General features: G+C 71.4%; 15 protein-coding genes and 1 rRNA gene. 7 read left to right on the top strand and 9 right to left on the bottom strand.

Annotated elements, in window-relative coordinates:
- Window positions 1-135: 135 nt before the first annotated feature.
- Window positions 136-252: ribosomal RNA gene (gene rrf, locus ABZT47_RS02900) — 5S ribosomal RNA — on the top strand.
- Between the two features lie 1,318 nt (window positions 253-1,570).
- On the opposite strand, the gene ABZT47_RS02895 is transcribed toward rrf, so the two are convergent.
- The 6 genes from ABZT47_RS02895 to ABZT47_RS02870 form a co-directional block, all read right to left on the bottom strand.
- Window positions 1,571-2,182, bottom strand: a complete 612-nt coding sequence (locus ABZT47_RS02895; protein WP_354835426.1) for a dihydrofolate reductase family protein — start codon at window positions 2,180-2,182, stop codon at window positions 1,571-1,573.
- Between the two features lie 24 nt (window positions 2,183-2,206).
- Window positions 2,207-2,821 carry a dihydrofolate reductase family protein gene (locus ABZT47_RS02890; RefSeq protein ID WP_354835424.1) on the bottom strand — a complete coding sequence of 205 codons (615 nt, stop codon included), beginning with the start codon at window positions 2,819-2,821 and terminating at the stop codon, window positions 2,207-2,209.
- Window positions 2,818-3,693, bottom strand: coding sequence for a metalloregulator ArsR/SmtB family transcription factor (locus ABZT47_RS02885; protein WP_354835422.1), 876 nt, complete (start codon window positions 3,691-3,693; stop codon window positions 2,818-2,820). The genes ABZT47_RS02890 and ABZT47_RS02885 overlap by 4 nt, the downstream gene beginning before the upstream one ends.
- Window positions 3,694-4,349: 656 nt before the next feature.
- On the bottom strand, window positions 4,350-5,882 hold the full coding sequence (locus ABZT47_RS02880) for a phosphodiester glycosidase family protein (protein ID WP_354835420.1): 1,533 nt from the start codon (window positions 5,880-5,882) through the stop codon (window positions 4,350-4,352).
- A gap of 605 nt (window positions 5,883-6,487) precedes the next feature.
- Window positions 6,488-8,101 carry a PucR family transcriptional regulator ligand-binding domain-containing protein gene (locus ABZT47_RS02875; RefSeq protein WP_354835418.1) on the bottom strand — a complete coding sequence of 538 codons (1,614 nt, stop codon included), beginning with the start codon at window positions 8,099-8,101 and terminating at the stop codon, window positions 6,488-6,490.
- Between the two features lie 205 nt (window positions 8,102-8,306).
- Window positions 8,307-9,041, bottom strand: a complete 735-nt coding sequence (locus tag ABZT47_RS02870; protein WP_354835416.1) for a TetR family transcriptional regulator — start codon at window positions 9,039-9,041, stop codon at window positions 8,307-8,309.
- Between the two features lie 73 nt (window positions 9,042-9,114).
- Between ABZT47_RS02870 and ABZT47_RS02865 the strand changes: the two genes are divergently transcribed.
- From ABZT47_RS02865 to ABZT47_RS02845, 5 genes are all read left to right on the top strand, one after another.
- Window positions 9,115-10,638 carry an MFS transporter gene (locus ABZT47_RS02865; protein ID WP_354835414.1) on the top strand — a complete coding sequence of 508 codons (1,524 nt, stop codon included), beginning with the start codon at window positions 9,115-9,117 and terminating at the stop codon, window positions 10,636-10,638.
- A 300-nt stretch (window positions 10,639-10,938) separates the two neighbouring features.
- Entirely contained in the window at window positions 10,939-12,237 is a 1,299-nt protein-coding gene (locus tag ABZT47_RS02860) for an aspartate aminotransferase family protein (protein ID WP_354835412.1), read from the top strand.
- A 56-nt stretch (window positions 12,238-12,293) separates the two neighbouring features.
- Complete coding sequence (locus ABZT47_RS02855) at window positions 12,294-13,802, top strand: CoA-acylating methylmalonate-semialdehyde dehydrogenase (protein WP_354835459.1); 1,509 nt, start codon at window positions 12,294-12,296, stop codon at window positions 13,800-13,802.
- Window positions 13,803-14,152: 350 nt separating this feature from the next.
- Window positions 14,153-15,484, top strand: a complete 1,332-nt coding sequence (locus ABZT47_RS02850; protein WP_354835410.1) for an extracellular solute-binding protein — start codon at window positions 14,153-14,155, stop codon at window positions 15,482-15,484.
- 164 nt (window positions 15,485-15,648) lie between these two features.
- Window positions 15,649-16,971, top strand: a complete 1,323-nt coding sequence (locus ABZT47_RS02845; RefSeq protein WP_354835408.1) for a saccharopine dehydrogenase C-terminal domain-containing protein — start codon at window positions 15,649-15,651, stop codon at window positions 16,969-16,971.
- Here the strand turns inward: ABZT47_RS02845 and ABZT47_RS02840 are convergent.
- Both ABZT47_RS02840 and gabT read right to left on the bottom strand, forming a co-directional pair.
- Window positions 16,968-17,216 (bottom strand): hypothetical protein, encoded by a 249-nt coding sequence (locus tag ABZT47_RS02840; RefSeq protein WP_354835406.1) that lies wholly within the window; start codon window positions 17,214-17,216, stop codon window positions 16,968-16,970. The two genes, ABZT47_RS02845 and ABZT47_RS02840, sit on opposite strands and share 4 nt — an antisense overlap.
- A 169-nt stretch (window positions 17,217-17,385) precedes the next feature.
- Complete coding sequence (gabT, locus tag ABZT47_RS02835) at window positions 17,386-18,783, bottom strand: 4-aminobutyrate--2-oxoglutarate transaminase (protein ID WP_354835404.1); 1,398 nt, start codon at window positions 18,781-18,783, stop codon at window positions 17,386-17,388.
- A gap of 178 nt (window positions 18,784-18,961) precedes the next feature.
- On the opposite strand from gabT, the gene ABZT47_RS02830 reads away from it, so the two are divergent.
- Complete coding sequence (locus ABZT47_RS02830) at window positions 18,962-20,446, top strand: PucR family transcriptional regulator (protein ID WP_354835402.1); 1,485 nt, start codon at window positions 18,962-18,964, stop codon at window positions 20,444-20,446.
- Between the two features lie 30 nt (window positions 20,447-20,476).
- Here ABZT47_RS02830 and ABZT47_RS02825 read toward each other — a convergent pair whose 3' ends face one another.
- The gene (locus ABZT47_RS02825; RefSeq protein ID WP_354835400.1) at window positions 20,477-21,079 is read right to left on the bottom strand and encodes a TetR/AcrR family transcriptional regulator; all 603 of its coding nucleotides are present in this window, start codon (window positions 21,077-21,079) and stop codon (window positions 20,477-20,479) included.
- Between the last annotated feature and the right edge of the window lie 189 nt (window positions 21,080-21,268).

Here is a 21,268-nt window from a genome sequence, read left to right as displayed (position 1 = left end):
AGGTGTGGAGCTGACCGGTACTAATAGGCCGAGGACTTGATCACAAAGCTTCTTGCTCGCGTCCATTATGCAACTCAGAGACAACAAACCCCTGCCCGGGTTGGTTCGGGTGGGTGTGGTTTGGTCTCGGAGGGTTACGGCGGTCATAGCGGAAGGGAAACACCCGGTTACATTCCGAACCCGGAAGTTAAGCTTTCCAGCGCCGATGGTACTGCACCGGGGACGGTGTGGGAGAGTAGGACACCGCCGGACAAAACTTGATAGATAGATATATGTGTTATGCAAGGTAGGCCATCCACGGTGTGGATGGCCTACCTGCGTTTACGGACCATTTCCGCCGCAGGCCCCGGATCGGCTGTTACGACACCTGGCGCCCACCTCGGGACTCCCATCCCGCGGGCCGGCCAAGACCCAGGACCCAGGACCACGACCGGGAGAACCGGCCCAGCCGTGCCCGCACGGAGGACGGGTGAAGCCGAATAGGACCCACCCGGCATACGAGTGGGTGGTCCAAGGGTTGCTGCCCACCCCGGTCGTCCATCAGACGGGTAGCAGTGGGGGGGGCGGTGGAGTCGATACCGTCCTGGGTACGTCCTGCGACATCACACCGATACTCGCGCCCACGCCGGCACAGCTATCTTCAGGTCGACCCGAAGCGAGACCAAAACCAGCCTGGCCGTGCCGTCAGCGAAGGATTGGATGAGCCCGCCGGAGAAGCCGAATGGGCCCGCCCGGCATGCGGGTGGGTGGTCCGAGGGTTGTTGCCCACCCCGGTCGTCCGTCAGATGTCGCGGTAGTGGGGCTGGTACGGCGGGACGATGGTCGGCGACACCGGCACCGTCATGCGACGTCACAGTGGATACTCGCACCCAGACCGGCACACCCATCCCCGGGTCGACCCGAAGCGGGACCAGAGAGACCAGCCTGGCCGTGCCTTCAGCAAAGGATTGGATAGGCCCGCCAGAGAAGCCGAATGGGCCCGCCCGGCATGCGGGTGGGTGGTCCGAGGGCTGTTGCCCACCCCGGTCGTTAGTCCATCAAATGAGGCCGTAGTGGGGCGGGAAGATGGTCGGCGGTGTAGGCGCGGTGGTATGGCGCCCCACCACCAGACGCTCGGCCCCACCCCCGCACACCCATCTCCGAGGCCGACCTGGAACAGGAGCAGGAGAACCGGCCCATCCGTGTCCGCCCGGGAGACGCGAATTGGGCCCACCCGGCACGCGGGTGGGGGGTCCCAAGAGTCGCTGCCCACCCCGGTCGTCAGTTCGTTGGACGGGGCGCAGGAGGGCGGAGGTCGGTGGAGCCGGTGCCTTCTGGCGGCACCTCCAGTTGTCTGCCCATCCCGCACGCCGCTTTCTCCCGGCAGACCCCGGATCAGGAGCAGAGAAGCCCGTTTGGCCCTACCGTCACCGGAGGAGTGGGTGAGGCCCGCCCGGCATGCGGGTGGGTGGTCCGAGGGTTGCTGCCCGCCCAGCTCGTTAGTCCATCAGATGGAGCGGCATGGAGACGGATGGCCGGTGTCGCGGCCGGTGCGGGGGACCGTTTCGCCGGCTGGGGAGCGTGAGGGCGGTCATTGTGGGCGTACGTCGTAGCTGAGGTGGGTGACCCGGTCGCTTTCCACGATGCGTGGGTTGTTCAGCATCGTGGTGGGGATCTTGTGCTCTCCGAAGAAGCGGATGCCGTCGCCGAACAGGACCGGAACGACGTACATGTCGATTTGATCCACCAGCCCCGCGGAGATCGCCTGCCCGGCGAGGTCGCCCGGGGGCATGGAGACGTCGCGGTCGCCGGCCGCCTGCTTGGCACGGGCCACGGCTTCTTCCAGGCCGCCGGTCACGAAGTGGAACGGGGCGTCGGGATAACGGCTCGGCCAGTCGCCGGGGGACCGGTGGGTGACGACGAAGACGTGATCGCCCACGGCGGGCTTGCCGCCCCAGCCGTCGGTGAGGTCGAACAGGCGGCGCCCCATGATGGTCGCGCCGACGCTCGCCCAGGTGGCGCGGAGGAAGTCGGCGCTTGCGGCGGCCGGCCGGTATCCGTCCTTCGGCCGGTACTGGTTCGGTGCGGCCGGCAGCTCCTGCGGGCCGTTGAAGTACCAGTCGAACAACGGTCCCACGCCGTCGTTCCGGTCGGCGATGAAACCGTCCGCTGACACGGCCGCACCGATGATCACCTTGCTCATGTGCCTTCTCCTGTCTGGATATGTCTACTCGGCCATCGAGCGGCGAACCCGGTCGTAGACCATGGCCATCTCGCCCAGCTCGCCGGTCTCCTGGTGGACCAGCGTCCACGTGGTGGCCGGCAGGCCGTCGTCGAACAGTCGCTGTCCCCCTCCGGTGATCTCAGGGAAGATCATGAGGTACAGCCGGTCGATCAGGTCCGCCGACAGGAGCGCCTTGATGACGCCGGGGCTGCTGTTGACGAGGATGTCGCCCTCGCCGGTCGCCTTGAGGTCGGTGACGACGTCGGCGGCGGGGGCGTTCACCACGCGGGTGCGTTCCCACGGAGCTTCGGTCAAGGTGGTCGACAGGACCACCTTCTCCGTGTCGACCAGCCACTTGGCGTATCCGCGATCACGCGGGTCGGCGTTCGCGTCTTCGGCGACCGACGGCCAGTACCCCATGAATCCCTGGGCATTGATCCGGCCGAGCAGCGCCGTCGTCGCGGCCTCCCACATGCGGTTCATGTGGTCGCGCGCGACCTCGGTGGTCACATAGGGAGCGAACGCGGCGAAATCGCCGGGTCCGCCGGGACCGTTGTAACGTCCGTCGAGGGTGAGACTCAGGTTCGCGGTCACCCTGCGTCCGGTCGAGTCGGTCATCGTGAGCTCCTTTTATCGGTGGTGTGCGAATGCGCGGCCAGGGTCGCTGCGAGCTTGTCGAGGCTCTGGCCGAAGCCGATCTCGATGCCCGCGACGAAGTCCGCGGATTCGACGGTGCTGTCGGTGATGTGGAAGAGAACTTCCAGGTCGGTGCCGGTGCCGGTGCCGCTGCTGGTGCCCGGGCCGGTGCCGGTGGGACGGAGATCGAGGTCGAGGTGGGCGGTGAAGGCGTGGCTGCCGTCGGGAAGCAGCGGAGACAGCCGGTAGGCGAGGTGTTCATGGGGCCGGACCTCATCGACGATTCCCTCCGCGTGCCCGGCGACCTGGTCGGAGCCGTCGACGTCCTCGGCGTCGCGATACTCATGGGCGATCCGTCCACCCGGCCGCGCCTCGAATACGAGCTCGGAGACGCGTAGGTCGTCGGGTGTCCACCAGTGGGCGAGCAGGGAGGGCTCGGTCAGGTGGCGCCAGACCGACTCGGGGTCGCCTGTCAGCGACCGGTGGAACCTGAACGAGCGGCCGTCGGCCCACCCCGGCCGTTCCGCGGCGAGCCGCTCCGCGTGGACGCTGAGCCCGTGGCGGTCGAAGGTCTCGCGCGTGCCGCCGGCCTGCTCAGTGGTGTCGGCGAGCCGGTTGAGCTCGGCCGCCAGCTCCCGTAGAGGCTCGGACCGGAGCGCGTAGATGCGGCGCTGGCCGGTGCGCTGGGAGGTGACGATGCCGGCGCGTTCAAGGGTCTGCAGGTGCTTGGTCGTCTGCGGCTGACGTGCCTCGGCGAGCCGAGCCAGGACGCCGACCGGCCGGGGCCGCTCGGCCAGCAGGATCACGAGCCGCCAGCGAGCCGGGTCGGCCAGTGCGGTGAAGAGTGCGTCCATGGAGATAAGCATTCACCATCGAGAATATTCGTGTCAAGGAATATGTCGGGCCAGATGTCGGCCGGTGGTGACCAGTCGGTCAGCCGACGAAGGGATCGGGCTGGTCAGGCCGCAGGTCGGCCGGCCGACGAGACCAAGAGAACTCTGGAGCACATGACCGGTCGCCCGGCCCGACCGGATTGGCGGGAACAGGGTCGGTCGGCCGGTGTGGGGAGTGGAGCCGGGGTGGGTCGGCTACTTGATGGGAGGCGGGTGGACGGTCGACCCGTCGATGGAGGGCGGGAGGGCAGGGCGGTCGGCCGGCGTGGGGTCGGGAGGGTCAGGTTGGGGCGCCGGAGGCGGCGTCGCCGACGTAGGGGAGTCGAACACCGGTCGGGTCCATGGCCGCCCGCGAATCCACTGTGCCGGATGCAGCCCGTTCAACTCGTTCGCGCCGAATCCGTTCCCGGTCGAACTCGTAAATCCTCGCGAACCATTGAAGAACCGCTCGTCGAATCGCTTGTGAAAGCGTGTGACTCGCCCGAGACTTCGCCCGCGAATCGGATCTCCGGTAGAGCGGCGGGGGCCGCCCGGAGGTGATCAGCCCCTCCGGGGCGCGGGATATCGCAGCGCGGGGTACGGGGGATGAGATATCGCGATGCCCCCGGAGGGACGGGTTAGGGGACGATGAGGACGGCGTCGCCCACGCCGCGTTCGACGCCGTCGGAGGGGTGGTTGACGACCTTGCCCTTGACGACCATCGCGCTGGAGCCGCCGCCGTCGAGGTTGATGGCCTGGCGGGCGCCGAGCCACATCATCAAATGGGCGGCTTCGATCATCGAGGCTCCGACGGTGACGCCCGGCTTGCGGCCGTCCACGACGGCGAGGATCAGCCGGCCGGACTTGGTGACGCCCGCGAGGGTGCGGGGGTGACGGCGGAGGATCATGTTGATGTTCGCCTGGCCGTCCGCCTGCGCGGTGACGCGCTCGCGGCCGTCGCGGACCAGGCCGACGCCGCCGCCGATGACGCTGGTCTCGGGGGTGAGGGGGATGGCCTTGCCGGAACGCATGTCGGTCACCTTGGTGGTGATCTTCAGGCTCCAGTTCTCCCAGGCGTGCGACCAGATCCAGTCGGCCATGATGCCGGTGCCGTGCAGGACGCGGGTGCCGGCGGCGACCTTGCCGCCGGCCGGGCGCAGTTCGAGGACCTGTCCCTTGGCGTCCAGCACGGCTTCGGCGCCCTCGTCGGCGGGGGTCTTCTCCCCGAACTCCTCGGTGTACAGGACGAGCTCGTCGGCGGCGGCGGCGCGGTTCACGCCGTTGATGACGGTCTTCTCGCCGTCGGCGGAGGTGGCGGTGACGGCCGTGGCCACCTCGGAGATGCGCGCGGTGCGGCCCTTGAGGATGAGGGCGCTGCGGCCGAGAACGGCCTCGCTGAGCAGGCGGCCGTTGACGACCGAGACGCCGACGGGTTCGCCGCGGAGGTTCTTGTCGGTGTGGATGTTGAAGAAGCCGCCGTTGACGGCGACGACGGCGCCCGCCTTCTTGGCCATCGAGGACGTGGTCTCGCGCTTGGCGACGCTCGTCCCGAGGCTCGCGTGGTAGGAGCCGCCGAAGACCCGCGGGTCGACGGTGAGGACGCGCATGTCCCAGGGGCCGGTGGTCTGGAAGCCGTCGTCGCCGAGGAAGTCGACCTTCGCCTTGACGCCGGCCTCGCCGAGCTTCTTGGCGATCTTGCCGGCCTCGGCCTTCTCCTCCGGCTTCCACATGCCGACGCGGACCATGTAGCTGACGCCCGCGGGGTAGTCGGCGACGGCCGGGCGGGTGAACTCCTGGATGCCGGCGGGGAGCCCGGCCGCCTGGACGGCCTCGGCGGCGGCGTCGGCCTGCTCCCGCGAGCCGTAGTCCTTGCCGTTCATGAGCACCGACACCGTGTATCCGTCGGTCGCCTCGCCGTGCACGACGGTGAAGAAGTCGATGCCTTTCGTCACGGACTTCTTCTTCTGGGTGACCGGGCCTGGCTGCCCCAGCGGGAAGTCCTTCGTCGGGAGGGCGAACTGGACACGCGTGGCCGTCGTGCCGGCCGGCCGGGTCGCCCGCGCCGTTTCGGCCGGCGCCGCCGACGCGGCCGACCGGGCGCTGGCTGCTGTGGGGGCCGCGGCCGCGAGGAACGACAGCGCGGCGAGTCCGGCGGCGAGACGACGTGGCATCAAGGGCTCCCGTGGGTGATCCGATTCCTCGATGACCATCGTCTTGTCCGCGGAAGGTCAAGGCGGGGTGAACACGCCAACGTCTACGAGAATGTGACCAGAGGCCCGGCCGGGGGCGTGGGCAGCGATCCCGCGGGCCGCCTTCTTCCGGTGGTGGGGGCGAGTGTCCGTAAGGGGCTACGCAAATCGGGTCAACGCCCTGGTCATTACGGGTCAACCGATGGCGATCGGCTGCCGGTGCCCGTGTTCCGGGGTTACGGTTCGTCAGGCCGCGATCACGAGCCGGCGGCACACCATCCTCGAGAGGCACCCGTTATGGGGCTCAACGTAGTTTTCGTGATAATCCTGGCGAGCATGAGCCTTGGTTTCATCCTTGGAGTGATCATGGCTCGGCCGCGCCGGTGGGACGCCTACGTCTGCGCCGACGACGCGGCCCACGCCGCACGGCGGGACACCGTCCCCGACTCCTGACGCCCGTCACCACCCGGGACCTGTCACCACCCGGGACCCGTCGCCGGACGACGGCCGGTCGCCATGCGCCGCGGCGGGCGGCGCGTCGCCCGCTGGACGATCCGCGCCCCGTCAGTGCGTCCCTCGCGGTGCGGTCAGCGGGTCTCTCTGCGGAACGACTCCAGTGCCAGCAGGGCGACGTGCAAGGACAGGCAGGAGTCGACGTCGTCCAGGTTGGTGTCCAGGATGCGCTCGAGGCGGCGCAGCCGGTCGTAGAACGCGGGCCTGGACAGGTGGGCACGCTGTGCCGCGACCGCCTTGTTGCGCCCGGAGTCCAGGTAGACGCGCAGGATGCCGGTCAGGTCGCCGCCGCGGTGGGCGTCGTGGGCGAGCAGCGGGCCGAGCTCGCGTTCGGCGAAGGTCTGCAGGCGCGCGTCGTCGCGCAGCAGGTGGAGCAGGCCGCGCAGGCGCAGGTCGGGCAGCCGGTAGAACGGGCGGTGGTCGGGCTGGCGCGCGGCGGCCTCGGCGACCTGCTCGGCTTCCAGGAAGCTGCGCCGCACCTCTTTGATCGACTCGACCACCGAGCCGGCCGCCAGGACGAACGGCGTGGTGAAGGTCGTGCGGAGCCGTTCGGCGAGGGCGGTGAGCGCGCCTTCGGCCAGGGTGCGCGGCGGCAGGGGCAGCAGGACGCCGATGCGGTGCTGGTCGAGCGCGCCGACCAGGGCGGGCAGCCTGGCGTCCCGGCATGCGGCCGCGGCGGCCTCGGCCAGCTCGCTCAGCTTGGCCTGCAGGTTGAGCACCGTCTCGGCCGGCGGTTCCGCGAGGCGGAGCACCAGGCCGATGAGCTTGCGTCCGGTCAGCGGGACGCCGACCGCGCGGGCGCGGGCGGCGACCTCCTCCGGGTCGGCGTACGCGTGGGTCAGGATGCCGGCGATGATCGTGCCGTGGGCCTGGCGTTCGAGGCTCTCCTGGTGCCGCTCCAGCAGCCGGCCCAGGGCGAGGGTGGTGGCGGCGCGCTCGGCGAGGACGATGTCGCGCGGGCTCGGCGGCGAGTCGCAGAGCAGGATGAGCCGCCCCCAGTCGTGGCCGCGCGCGCCGACCATGGTGACCAGCCAGCCGGAGGAGGGGTCGTAGGCCGTGCGCTCGCCGAGGACGACGGCGCGCGACCGGGCCTCCCAGTTGGCGAGCAGGATGCCGGTGTCGCGCCCGGCGGACTCGCAGGCGAGCACCTGGTGGGCGAGGTTCTCCAGCAACGCGGGCCGGGCCGAGAGCCTCGCGACCTGGGTCAGCACCTCGGCGGGCGAGGCGCCCTCGACCGACAGCTCGGTGAACACCTCGTGCAGCTGCTCGGAGGCGCGCAGCTCCTCCAACTGGATGTCGATGATGCGGGCGTGCACCGATTCGGTGATCTGCACGAACGGCGTCTCGCGCGCGAGGGTGACCAGCGGCAGCCCGTGGGTCTCCGCGGCGTCCACGACGGCGGAGGGCAACTCGTGGATGAACCTGCGGCCGAGCTCGACGATCAGGCCGGAGGTGCCCACGCTCGCCAGGTCGGCGATGTAGTCGGCGAGTTTGTCCGGTTCGTCGGGCAGGGCGACGCCGGTGGTGAGGATGAGCTCGCCGCCGCGCAGCAGGTGGGCGATGTCGCTGACCTCTCCGACGTGCACCCAGCGCACGCGCGTGTCCAGCCGGTCGGCCCCCGCGACCACGCGGGGGTTGCCTCGGCGCACGGCGTCCAGCGCGAGGACGTCGGCCAAGGTCGGTAGCATATTTCCGAGCCTAGCTGATCACGGTGTAACAGCGACCGTCCCCTATGTGGCATAGTGACCGCCCGTTATGCGGCCGTTCTCGCCGGCCGTCCCGCGTGGCCCGGCCCTCGCCGCCAGGTCCGCTCCCGCTGTCCGCCCCGCGCCCGTCCTCGGTCTGTCTGCTCGGCGCCCGCCCTCCGTCTGTCCGCCCCGCGCCCGTGCTCGGTCAGGTCTGGTGGAGGCGGAGCGCCAGGCCGTCCAGGAGGGCGGACAGGCCGTAGTCGAAGCTGAGGCGGCGCATCTGGGTGACGTCGAGGTCGTGGAGACTGTCGTAGCGGGCGATCAGCTCCGGATGCTCGGCGCCGGCGATGTGGAGCTGGGCGCTCATGTCGGCCATCCATTCGGACTGGTCGGCGCCGCTGCGGCCCACGGTGTTGATCCAGCTGGCCTCGGGTGTGGTGGCGCCCAGGGTGTAGGAGACGATCGAGCTGACGGCGAACTCGAGGGTCACGCCTGCGAAGCCGCCGAGCTGCATGGCGGTGGAGAGCGCGGAGATCGCCTTGAGCGCGTTGGGCCCGATGCTCGGCATGGAGCCGATGAGCGTGACCGACCACGGGTGACCGAGCACCGCCTCGCGCATCCCGTAGGCGAACGCCGCGGCGGTGTCGTGCCAGCCCGTGACGTCCGGGTCGGGCAGCCGCACCTCGGAGTAGACCTCGTCGAGCGCCAGCTCCAGCAGTTGGTCCTTGTTGGAGACGTGCCAGTAGATGCTGGTCGCTCCCGAGCCGAGGCGTGAGCCGAGCCTGCGCATGCTGAGGGCGTCGAGGCCTTCGGCGTCGAGCAGTTCGACGGCGGCCTTGACGATGTGGTCGCGGCTCAGCGCGGGTTGTTCGCGGACGGGCGTGGCCTTGGGCGCGCTCTGGCGTGACCAGACCGAGGTGAAGCGTTGCTTTGGCGGCACGTGCGCGGGCTCCTTCGTTCGCTCCAGGATAAATCTGTCGCACACCGTGCGAGGCTCATCGTACGCTGTGCGAGTGAACTCGAACGATGTACGAGAAGAGGCCGGTCCGACCCCGGCCAAGCATCCGCGCCGCTGGTGGATCCTCGGTGTGCTGTGCGTGAGCCTGCTGGTGCTCGTGGTCGACAACACGGTGCTCAACCTGGCCATCCCCTCGCTGATCCGCGACCTCGGCGCCACCCCGTCCGACGTGCAGTGGATCATCGACGCCTACGTGCTGGTCTTCGCCGGCCTGCTGCTGACCGCCGGCAGCCTGTCCGACCGCTACGGGCGGCGCCGATTCCTGATCATCGGCCTGGCCGCGTTCGGAGCCGCCTCGCTGGTCGCGACGATCGCGCAGGAGCCGTGGCAGCTCATCGGCGCCCGCGCGCTCATGGGCGTGGGCGGGTCGTTCCTGATGCCGAGCACGCTGTCGATCCTGATCACGGTCTTCGACGAGTCCGAGCGCCGCAAGGCGTTCGCCGCGTGGAGCGCTGTCGCCATGGTGGGCGTGATCGCCGGTCCGACGCTCGGCGGCTTCCTGCTGGAGCACTACTGGTGGGGCTCGGTGTTCCTGCTGAACGTGCCCATCGCCGTCGTCGCGATCGTCGCCGCGGTGCTGCTGATGCCCGAGTCCCGGGGCCCGGCCCGCCCCGTCGACCCGCTCGGCGCGCTGCTGTCGACGGCCGGCATGACCGCGCTGGTGTACGTGGTCATCGCGGCGCCCCGCGACGGCTGGAGCTCGGGCGGGTCGGTGGCCGCGATGGCCGTCGCGGTCGTGGCGCTCGGCGCGTTCGTGCTCTGGGAGCGCAGGTCGGAGCATCCCATGCTGCCGCTGGCGCTGTTCCGTGACCGTGACTTCGGCGGGTCGTCGTTCTCGATCGTGCTGATGTCGTTCGGCACCGGCGCGTTGCTGCTCATGCTCACCCAGTACCTGCAGTTCGTCCTCGCCTACGGGCCGATGAAGGCGGGGCTCGCGCTGCTGCCGTACGCGGTGGCGGCGGCGGTCTTCAACGGGGTGGGCGCCGGGCTCGGGCAGCGGGTGAGCAACCGCGTGCTGATCGCCGGCGGCATGCTCGTGATGGCGGGCGGGTTCGCCGTGCTCGGGACGATCGGCCCGGCCGACGGGTACGGCAAGCTGATCGCCGGTCTGCTCGTCATGGGCGTCGGCGGCGGTCTCGCCGGGCCGGCCGCGTACGCGACGTTGATGGGGGCGGTGCCACCCGAGCACGCGGGCGTCGGCTCGGCGCTGAACGACACCGTTCAACAGGTCGGCATGGCGCTCAGCGTGGCCGTTCTCGGCAGCGTGCTGGCCGGCGTCTACACCGCGAGCATGCCGGACGGCGCGCCGGCGGCGGCCCGCGACTCCATCGGCGCGGCGCTGCAGATGGGCGATCCGGGGCTGGCCAGGACCGCCAGGGAGGCGTTCGTGTCCGCGATGTCGTTCGGCTCGTGGGTCGGCGTCGCCTTCACCCTGGCCGCGGCCGTACTGGCCTTCTCCGTCCTGCGTCCCGGGCGGCCGGCGCCCGCGCCCCAGCCCGATCCGGAGAAGGTCGCCTGAGCGCGCCCACCCGCGCGCTCGGTACGACCGCGCCCCTCGCGCCGGCCACGACGGCGCCGACCACGTCGGCGCCGGAGCGTCGGCGCGAGGGGCTTTCGCGCGCAGGAGGCCCCGACGGGCCTGCGCCGCCGAGGAGCCATGAGGACTCGGCTCGGAGCAGGCCGTGAGTTAATGTCCTGACATACTATCTACTGGACCGCACGACATTTTAGCCTGGCACTGCCAGCATGTAAGGTGATTTCGGGGTACGCCGACACCTTGGAGGTGGGAGCGGTGGCAACGAGTGGACATAATCGGTCTATGTCCGACCTGCTTCCGCGCCATCGTGCGGTCATGCCCAACTGGTTGTCCCTCTACTACGACGAGCCCATCGAGATCGTGCGAGGTAAGGGCAACCGCGTCGTCGACGCCGAAGGCCACACCTACCTCGACTTCTTCGCCGGCATCCTGACCAACATGATCGGTTACGACGTCCCGGAGGTCCGTGACGCCGTCGAGCGCCAGCTCGCCACCGGGGTCGTTCACACCAGCACGGTCTACCTCCTGCGCGCCCAGGTCGAGCTGGCCGAGAAGATCGCCAGGCTGTCGGGCATCGAGAACGCCAAGGTCTTCTTCACCAACTCCGGCACCGAGGCCAACGAGACGGCTCTGCTGCTGGCCACCTACGCCCGCAGGTCCGACCAGGTACTCGCCATGCGGCAGAGCTACCACGGCCGCAGCTTCGGCGCCCTTGCCGTCACCAGCAACCGCGGCTGGAAGAACAACTCGCTGTCGCCGCTGAACGTGCACTTCCTGCACGGCGCCGACCGCCACCTGACCCAGTTCCGCGGCCTGTCGGACGCCGACTACATCGCCGCCTGCGTGGACGACCTGCGGCACGTGCTCGCCACCGCGGTGTCCAACGACGTGGCCGCGCTGATCGCCGAGCCGATCCAGGGCGTCGGCGGTTTCACCATGGCGCCCGACGGGCTGTTCCGGGCGTACAAGGAGGTGCTGGACGAGGAAGGCATCCTGTTCATCTCCGACGAGGTGCAGACCGGGTGGGGCCGCACCGGCTCGGCCTTCTTCGGCATCCAGGACCACGGCGTGACCCCCGACATGATGACCTTCGCCAAGGGGCTCGGCAACGGCTTCGCGGTCGGCGGCGTCGTCGCGCGCGGCGACCTGATGGACGGGCCGCACGCCATCGGCCTTGCCACCTTCGGCGGCAACCCGGTCTCGATGGCCGCGGCGAACGCGACCCTGGACTACGTCCTGGACCACGACCTGCAGGCCCGCGCCGCCACCACCGGCGCCATCCTCATCGACGGGCTGCGCGCGGCCAAGGACCGGCTGCCGATCGTCGGCGACATCCGCGGCAAGGGCCTGATGTTCGCGGTGGAGCTGGTCGACCCGGGGAGCGGGGCGCCGTCGCCCGCGCTGGCCGCGCGGTTCATGGAGGAGACCAAGAAGCTCGGCCTGCTGGCCGGCAAGGGCGGTCTGTACGGCAACGTGCTGCGCATGGCGCCACCGCTGACCCTGAGCGAGGAAGAGGCGCGCGAGGGGCTGGGCATCATCCTCGCCGCGCTGGAGACGATCAACGAGGAGACGGGCAAGTGAACCACGGGCCGGCGCACGGGCCGCTCGACCATGAGGGCGACGGGCGGGACGGGGCGGTGAAGCGGGTCGCGCACTGGATCGGCGGCGCCGAGACGCCCGGCGGCTCCGGACGCCGGGGCGAGGTGTTCAACCCGGCCACCGGCGAGGTGAGCGCCCTGGTCGACCTGGCGGCCGTCCAGGACGTCGACGCCGCGGTGGCCGCGGCCGCGGCGGCCTTCCCCGCCTGGCGCGACGCCTCGCTGATGAAGCGGGCGCAGGTGCTGTTCCGGTTCCGGGAGCTGATGGACGCCCACCGCGACGACCTGGCCGCGCTGATCAGCGCCGAGCACGGCAAGGTGCGCTCCGACGCGCTCGGCGAGGTCGCCCGTGGCCTGGAGGTCGTGGAGTTCGCGTGCGGCATCCCGCACCTGCTCAAGGGCGGCTTCTCGGAGAACGTCTCGACGAACGTCGACTCCTTCTCGATCAGGCAGCCGCTGGGCGTCGTCGCCGGGATCACCCCGTTCAACTTCCCGGCGATGGTGCCCATGTGGATGTACCCGGTCGCCATCGCCTGCGGCAACACCTTCGTGCTCAAGCCCTCCGAGCGCGACCCGTCGGCGTCGCTGCTGATGGCGTCCCTGTGGAAGCGAGCCGGGCTGCCCGGCGGGGTGTTCAACGTCGTCCAGGGCGACAAGGTGGCGGTGGACCGGCTGCTGGAGCACCCCGACGTGCGCGCCGTCTCCTTTGTCGGTTCCACGCCGATCGCCCGGTACGTCTACGAGACCGGCACCCGGCACGGCAAGCGGGTGCAGGCGCTCGGCGGCGCGAAGAACCACATGCTCGTGCTGCCCGACGCCGATCTCGACCTGGTCGCCGACGCGGCGGTGAACGCCGGCTTCGGCTCGGCGGGGGAGCGGTGCATGGCGATCTCCGTCGTGCTCGCCGTGGACCCGGTCGGGGACGAGCTGGTCGCCAAGATCGTCGACCGGGTGGGCCGGCTGACCGTCGGCGCCGGCGACGACCCCGACGCCGACATGGGCCCGCTGGTCACCGGCGCACACCGCGACAAGGTGGCCTCCTACCTCGACACGGCGCTGGCCGAGGGGGCCAAGCTGGTCGTCGACGGCAGGGAGACGCCGGTCAAGGGCGGCACCACGGCGGCCGGGACGCCGGGGTTCTGGCTCGGCCCGACCCTGGTCGACCACGTCACCCCCGGTTCCGCCGTGCACCGCGACGAGATCTTCGGCCCGGTCCTGTCGGTGATCCGCGTCCCCTCCTACGAGGAGGGCCTGCGCATCATCAACGGCACCGAGTACGGCAACGGCACCGCGGTGTTCACCAACGACGGCGGCGCGGCGCGGCGCTTCCAGAACGAGGTGGAGGTCGGCATGGTCGGCATCAACGTGCCGATCCCGGTGCCGATGGCGTTCTACAGCTTCGGCGGCTGGAAGGCCTCGCTGTTCGGCGACACGCACGTCCACGGAGCCGAGGGCGTCCACTTCTACACCCGCGGCAAGGTCGTCACCTCCCGCTGGCTGGACCCGAGCCACGGCGGCGTCAACCTCGGGTTCCCCACCAACGCCTAGCGCGCTGTCCACGAACGTCGACCGGGTGGGCGCCGTAGGAGCGGCGCCGGCATCGCCGTACCACGCCTCGCCGACCCGGCGCCGATCACATCCACCACATACCGGGTGGACAGCCGCGGCCGGTGAAGGTGTGCGGTCACCGCACTGACGGTGCCCCGCCGCCCTCGTGCTCGCGCACGTTGCCGCCGGGGCACCGCCGGGCCGCACGACGGCCCGCCGAGGTCGGCGGGCGCCGAGGTCGGCGGGCTGGCGCCCTCGCCGCGGGTCTCGCGCCCGGCGCATGACGCGCCCCCCGCCCGCCCGGCCGGTAGGCTGCCCGCAAAGGGCTGAGAACGAGGGGGACGGCCGGCGTGAGCACACCGACGAGGCGTCCTCGATGGCTGCCGGCGCTGCTCGCCTCGGCCGCCGTCGCGCTCGCCGGGTGCGGCGGCGCGAGGGGGCCCGCCACGGTCGACGCGGGGGCGGCGCCCATCGCCTCGGGGTCCGCTTCCATCTCCGCCTCTCCCTCCGCCTCCGGGATGGGGCCGTCGGGCGCCGCCTCCTCGGCGGCCGCGACGCCGTCCCCGTCGTCCTCGCCCACCCCGGCGGCGACGCCGTCCCCTGCGGTCACCACCCTCGGGCCGGGGGAGGGGTCGGTCACCGTGCTGTCCTACCGCGGTTACGCCGAGTACGGCGGCACCGATCCGGCCTACAACTGGGTGGGGCGGTTCGAGACCACCACCGGCTGCCGGGTCAACCTGCGCTTCCCGGCGTCGGACGACCAGCTCGACACGATGGCGGCCGGCACCGCGTTCGACGTGGTGTCCGCGCCCCCGCAGGTCGGCGGGCGGCTGATCGCCGAGCGCAAGGTCGCCCCGATCACCACCTCGCTCCTGCGCAACTACGGCGAGATCCCCTCGTGGTTGCGCTCCCAGCGCGCGATCACGGCCGGCTCCCAGGTGTACGGCGTGCCCTACCTGTGGGGGTGGTACGCGACGCTGTACGACAGCGTCGAGACGCGCCCGCCGGCGGGCGCCGGGCTGTACTCCGCCCGCGGGCCTGTCATGCTCAAGGACAGCCCGCTGACCATCGCCGACGCCGCGCTCGCGGTGAAGCGCCAGCGGCCGAAGCTCGGCATCGGCGACCCGTTCAACCTCACCCGGCCCCAGCTCGACGCGGCGATGGCGCTCCTCGGCGAACGGGGCGGCGGCGACCGGTTCTACTACGCCAGGCAGGTCCAGGCGTTGCAAGCGTTCGCCGGCGGCTCTGTCGTCGCCGGGCGGGGCCTGCCGTTCCTGATGGAGACCCTTCGCGCGGGCGGCCACTCCGTGAAGGCGGTGCGGGACGACCCGGCCACCGGCTGGGTGGACGCGTGGATGGTCTCGGCGACGGCCGCCTCGCCCAACTGCGCCTACCGCTGGATCGACTGGGCCTCCTCCAAGGACGTGCAGCAGCAGGCGTCGGCGCGCAACATGCTGGCGCCGGCCAACCCCGGGGCCTGCGCCTACCACGGCAAGGGGCCGGCGGCGGCGGGCCGCGCCAGGCTCGCGAAGGCCGTGTGCGCGGCGTTCCGGGTCCCCGACGCCTCCTGGGGCAAGAAGGTCGTCTTCGCCGTCCTCCCGGGGAGTGACTGCGAAAACCGGGACGGACCATGCACCGACTACGCCGAGTGGGCGGCTCGCTGGCGCTCGCTCGCCGGTTAGACGGGGCGCCGCCGGGGGTTCCGGTATCGGTCGTGCCAGCGGCCGGCTGCCCTCCTTCTCGTCGCCGTCTGGGGTCGCCGGCGACGAAATCCATGGTGGAAAGGGGTGGTCGGGTGGCGGGCATCATATTGATTGGTTGACCAGTCAGTTGATACGGTCCCGGCATGCGCATCCTCCTCGTAGGCGCGGGCGGCGTGGGTTCCGCCGTGGTGCCGATCGCCGCCCGCCGTGACTTCTTCGACCACATCGTCGTCGCCGACTATGACCGCTCACGCGCCGAGGCCGTCGTCTCCAAACAGGTCGGCGCGTCCGAACGCGTCGGCGCGTCAGAACAGGTGCCGCCCTCTGGACCGGGACGCGGCCCGGGCCGGCGCGGGGCCTTCGCGCGCCCGGTGGAGGACCGGTTCAGCGCGATCGGGCTGGACGCCTCCGACCAGGCCGCGGTGGAGGCCGCCCTGCGCGAGCACCGCTGCGACGTGCTGTTCAACGCCGTCGATCCCCGGTTCGACATGCCGCTGTTCCGCGCCGCCCTCGCCGCGGGCGCCGACTACCTCGACATGGCCATGTCGCTGTCGCGGCCGCACCCCTCCCGGCCGTACGAGCTGCCCGGCGTCAAGCTCGGCGACGAGCAGTTCGCCATGTCACGGCGCTGGGAGGCCGAGGGCAGGCTCGCCCTGGTGGGAATGGGGGTCGAGCCGGGCCTGGCCGACATCTTCGCCCGGTACGCGGCCGACCACCTGTTCCAGAGCATCGACGAGATCGGCATCCGCGACGGCGCCAACCTGGTCGTGCGGGGCCCCGACGGGCAGGAGGCGTTCGCGCCCACCTTCTCCATCTGGACCACCATCGAGGAGTGCCTCAACCCGCCGGTGGTCTGGGAGGACGGCGGCTGGCACACCACCGAGCCGTTCAGCGAGCCGGAGGTGTTCGACTTTCCCGAGGGCATCGGCCCGGTCGAGTGCGTGAACGTCGAGCACGAGGAGGTCCTGCTGGTCCCGCGCTGGGTGAAGGCCCGACGGGTGACCTTCAAGTACGGCCTGGGCGCCGAGTTCATCGAGGTGCTGCGCACCCTGCACAAGCTCGGCCTGGACTCGACCGAGCCGGTGCGGATCAAGGGCGTCGAGGTGTCCCCGCGCGACGTGGTGGCCGCCTCGCTGCCGGATCCGGCGACGCTGGGCGACCGGATGCGCGGCAAGACCTGCGCGGGCACCTGGATCAGGGGCACCGGCAAGGACGGCCGGCCGCGGGAGGTCTACCTGTACCACGTCGTGGACAACGAATGGTCGATGCGCGAGTACGGAGCCCAGGCGGTGGTGTGGCAGACGGCGGTCCAGCCGGTCGTGGCGCTGGAACTGCTGGCGCGCGGCACCTGGAGCGGACGCGGCGTCCTCGGCCCCGAGGCCTTCGACCCGGTGCCCTTCCTGGACCTGCTCGGCGAGTACGGCTCCCCCTGGGGCATGCGTGAGGAAGGCGCCGCAGCGGCCTAGGGCAGGGCGGCCTTGCGCGGGGCGGGCTTCTTGCGGGGTGCGGGGGGCGCGGGCAGAAGGGCTTCGGCGCAGTCCTCGCAGGCCATGACGGGGGCGTCGTCGGGCAGCCGGCCGACGCGGACCCGTGGCCGTGGCCACTTCTTGTGGCAGACCACGCAGGCGTCCCCCTCGCGCTGCGGGCCGGTCAGATCGTTGGGGTCGAAGGTCAGGTTGAGCCGTGCCGCTCCGGTCGGATCCCAGCTCATCACGCTCCCGTGGCTCGAATGGCTCCTACCCGAACCGTTATAACCCCGTTACTGAAAGTGATCGACTAGGGCGATGTCAAGGACGGGTTAAATCGCGTCCCTCGCCCCGCCCGTTCAATGACAAAAGGGACACCTCGGGTGAAACCCGGGTGCCCCTTTTGTGGTGCTCCTAAACGGACGCGATGGCCTTCTCCAGGATGGACAGGCCCTCTTCCAGCAGGGAGTCCGGGATGGACAGCGGCGGCAGGAAGCGCAGCACGTTGCCGTAGGTGCCCGCCGTGAGCACGACCAGGCCCTCCGCGTGGCAGCGCCGCACGATCTCCCCGGTGACGGCCGCGTCGGGCTTCTTGGTGCCCGGCACGACCAGCTCGATGGCGATCATGGCGCCGCGCCCCCGCACGTCCCCGATGATGTCGAACCGCTCCGCCAGCGCCCTGAGCCGGGGGAGCATGATGGCTCCGACCTGCCGCGCGCGCTCCACCAGGCCGTCGGCCTCGATCGTGTCCAGCACGGCCAGCGCCGCCTCGCAGGCCAGCGGGTTGCCGCCGTAGGTGCCGCCGAGGCCGCCGACGTGCACGGCGTCCAGAAGCTCGGCCCGGCCGGTGACCGCCGCGAGCGGCAGGCCGCCCGCGATGCCCTTGGCCGTGCAGATGATGTCCGGCACGATGCCCTCGTCCTCGCACGCGAACAGGTGCCCGGTGCGGGCGAACCCGGTCTGCACCTCGTCGGCGACGAACACGATGCCGTTGGCCCGGGCGTACTCCAGCAGCGCGGGCAGGAAGCCCCGCGCGGGCTCGATGAAGCCGCCCTCGCCCTGGATCGGCTCGATCACGATGGCGGCCACGTTCTGCGCGCCGATCTGCTTGTCGATCGCGTCGATGGCCTGGGCCACGGCCTCCTCGGCGCAGTTGTCCGGGCCGGTGGGCCACCGGTAGGGGTAGGCCATCGGCATGCGGTACACCTCCGGCGCGTAGGGGCCGAACCGGTGCTTGTAGGGCATGTTCTTGGCCGTCAGCGTCATGGTGAGCAGCGTGCGGCCGTGGTAGCCGTGGTCGAACACGACGACCGCCTGCCGCCCGGTGGCGTGGCGGGCCACCTTGACGGCGTTCTCCACGGCCTCGGCGCCGCTGTTGACCAGGAACGAGCGCTTGTCGTGGTCGCCGGGGGTGAGGGCGTTGAGCCGCTCGCAGACCTCCAGGTAGGACTCGTACGGCGTCACCATGAAGCAGGTGTGGGTGAAGTCGGCGACCTGCTTTGTGACGCGCTCCACGACGCGGGGCGCGGCGTTGCCGACGGTGGTCACCGCGATGCCCGAGCCGAAGTCGATGAGAGAGTTGCCGTCGGCGTCCACGAGCACGCCGCCGCCGGCGTGGGTCACGAACACCGGCAGGGTGGTGCCGATGCCCGGCGGCACCGCCGCCCGCTTGCGCGCGAACATCTCGCGGGACTTCGGGCCGGGGACCTCGGTGACCAGGCGGCGCACCTGGGGCAGGGACGGGCCGCCGTGCGTGACGGGCTGGTCGGGAGCCACGCCCGGCTGCTGGTGTACCTCACGCTCGATGCTCATGCCTGTGACGTTACGGCCGCCGCCTCCAGGTGCCGACCTGGCGACATGTCACAATATGTCGGTCCAGCTTGTCCAGGTTGTACAACTCCGGACCCCCGGTGGATCCGGCCCTCTTCGCGGAGGAGCCGCGAGGCTCCGGGAACGGAGTCGTCCGCCTCCGGCGTCCCGAGGAAGTGACATGGCACCGACCCTGCGGCGGGTGGTCGCGCTCGCGCGGCTGCGGCTCCGCGTGCGCGCGGGCCATGACGCGCTGGAACGCCCGGTGCGCTGGGTGGCGGTGAGCGAACTGGAGGACCCCACGCCGTTCCTGGAGGGCGACGAGCTCGTCCTCACCACCGGCATGCGGCTCGCCCCGGACGACGCGCCCGCCTACGTCTCGCGGCTGGTCGGTCGGGGAGCGGCCGGCCTCGGGTTCGGCGTGGGCCTGGGCCACGAGAGCGTGCCGCCCGAGTTCGTCGCCGCCGCCGCGGACGCCGGGCTCCCGCTGGTCGAGGTGCCCAGGGAGACCCCGTTCATCTCCATCGGCAAGGCCGTCAGCGACATGCTCGCGGCCGAGCGGTACGAGGAGCTCGGCGACGCCTTCGCCGCCCAGGGCCGGCTGACCCGCGCCGCACTCCGGGCGGGGGGCATGGCGGGGGTGGTCCGGCGGCTGGCCCGTGAGATCCACGGCTGGGCCGTCCTGTTCGACGAGACGGGCGGCGTCCTGCACGCGGCCGGTGAGGGCGCCGACAAGGCCGCGCCCCTGGTGCGGGGCGAGCTCCACCGCCTGCGCGCCTCCGATGGCGCGCCCGCGAGCCTCGCGCTGTCCGGGCCGCACGAACACGTGATCGTCCAGCCGCTCGGAGACCAGCGGCGCGTCACCGGCTTCTTCGCGGTCGGCGCGCAGCGGCCCTTCTCGCCGGTCGGGCACACCGTCGTCAACACCGCCGGATCGCTGCTCGCCCTGTCGCTGGAGCAGCGGCGCGACCGGCTGGCCGCCGTGCGCCGTGTCCGCTCCGCCGTGCTGCGGCTGCTGCTGGCCGGCGAGCGCGAGGCCGCGCGTGAGACCTTGGCGGCGCTGCCCGGCGGCCCCGCCGAGACGGCGTTCATGGACGGCGGCCCGTTCGTGGTGCTGGCCTGCGAGGCCGGTGACGCCGAGGAGCTCCAGGACGCGCTGCCGGGGTTCACCGCTCCGTGGGGCGGCGTCGTGATCGCGCTTGCGCCCGTCGAGCAGGCAGGCCCGGTGGCCGAGGCGGCGGCCCGGCGAGGCAGGGTCGGGGTCAGCGAACCGGTGGAGTCGTCCGGGCCGTCCGCGCTGGCCGCCGGCCTGGAGCAGGCGCAGCGCGCCCTGCTGTCGGCCCGCCCGGTCATGCGCTTCGCCGACCTCGCCGGGCAGGGGTTGCTCTCGCTGGTGGAGCCGAACCTGCTGTCCGGGTTCGCCGCCTCGCTGCTGGCCCCGCTCCGCGAGTACGGCTCGCGCGCCGACCTGGTGGAGTCGCTGCGCGCCTACCTGGCGTGCAACGGCCACTGGGACGCGGCGGCTCAGCGGCTCGGCGTCCACCGGCACACCCTGCGCTACCGGATGCGGCGGGTCGCCGAACTGCTCGGCCGTGACCTGGACGACCCGGCCGTGCGCGCGGAGCTGTGGATGGCGCTGGCGGTCCAGCCCCCCGCGCCTCGGTGAGGGCCGGCAGGGCGTCCCCGCGGTGAGGTGTCAGTAAGGGGCCGGCAGGGTGTCCTTGTGGACGAGGTAGCGGCTGATGGCGGCCAGGGTGACGGAGGTGTAGACGCGGTCGTCGCGCAGGTGGCCGGCGCGTTCGAGGCTCACGGCGCCCTGCGCCGCCGCCCACAGGCAGTCGGCGATCTTGCGCGGCTGGGTCGGCACCAGGTAGCCGGCCGAGATGCAGTCGGCGATGGCCCGGTCGAGGATGTTCACCGCGGCCCTGGCGAGGGTGCGCGCCCGCTCGCTCGGCTCGAAGCCGGGGATGGCCTTCTCGAACATCACGCTGTAGTAGCCGGGCTCGGCCAGGCACGCCTCGCGGTAGGCGGGCCCGAGCGAGGTGAGGTACTCCAGCGGGTCGGGGTGGCGGGGGACCGCCGCGAGCCTGCGGCGAAACCGCTCGAAGCCCTCCAGGTAAAGCGCCTCGGCCAGGCCCTCCTTGTTGCCGAACATGGTGTACACCACCGTGGTGGCGCACCCGGCCTCGGTGGCGATGCGCCGGACGGTCAGGCTGTCGGCGCCGCGGGTGACCAGCAGCTCGCCGGCCACCGCGATCAGCCGCGCGCGCAGCTCGTCCTGGGAGCTCTGGCCGCCCATCGCATAGGCGCCTTGGAGACCGAGCGGCGCAGGCGAACCCATGAGCGACTCAGCCCCTTCTCCCCAAGGGTCCCGCGCGGACCCGCATGTTGACTTAACCATGTGTCGCGACCTTCAAACCGCCATGCAACAGAAAACATCCCGAAATTGCGGCATGCTCGTTACGGAACGGGGAAAGAACGTTTCTTA

The organism is Sphaerisporangium sp. NPDC005289 (assembly GCF_040607455.1).
Taxonomy (GTDB): Bacteria; Actinomycetota; Actinomycetes; order Streptosporangiales; family Streptosporangiaceae; genus Sphaerisporangium; species Sphaerisporangium rhizosphaerae.
This window is presented reverse-complemented; position numbering and strand designations above follow the sequence as displayed.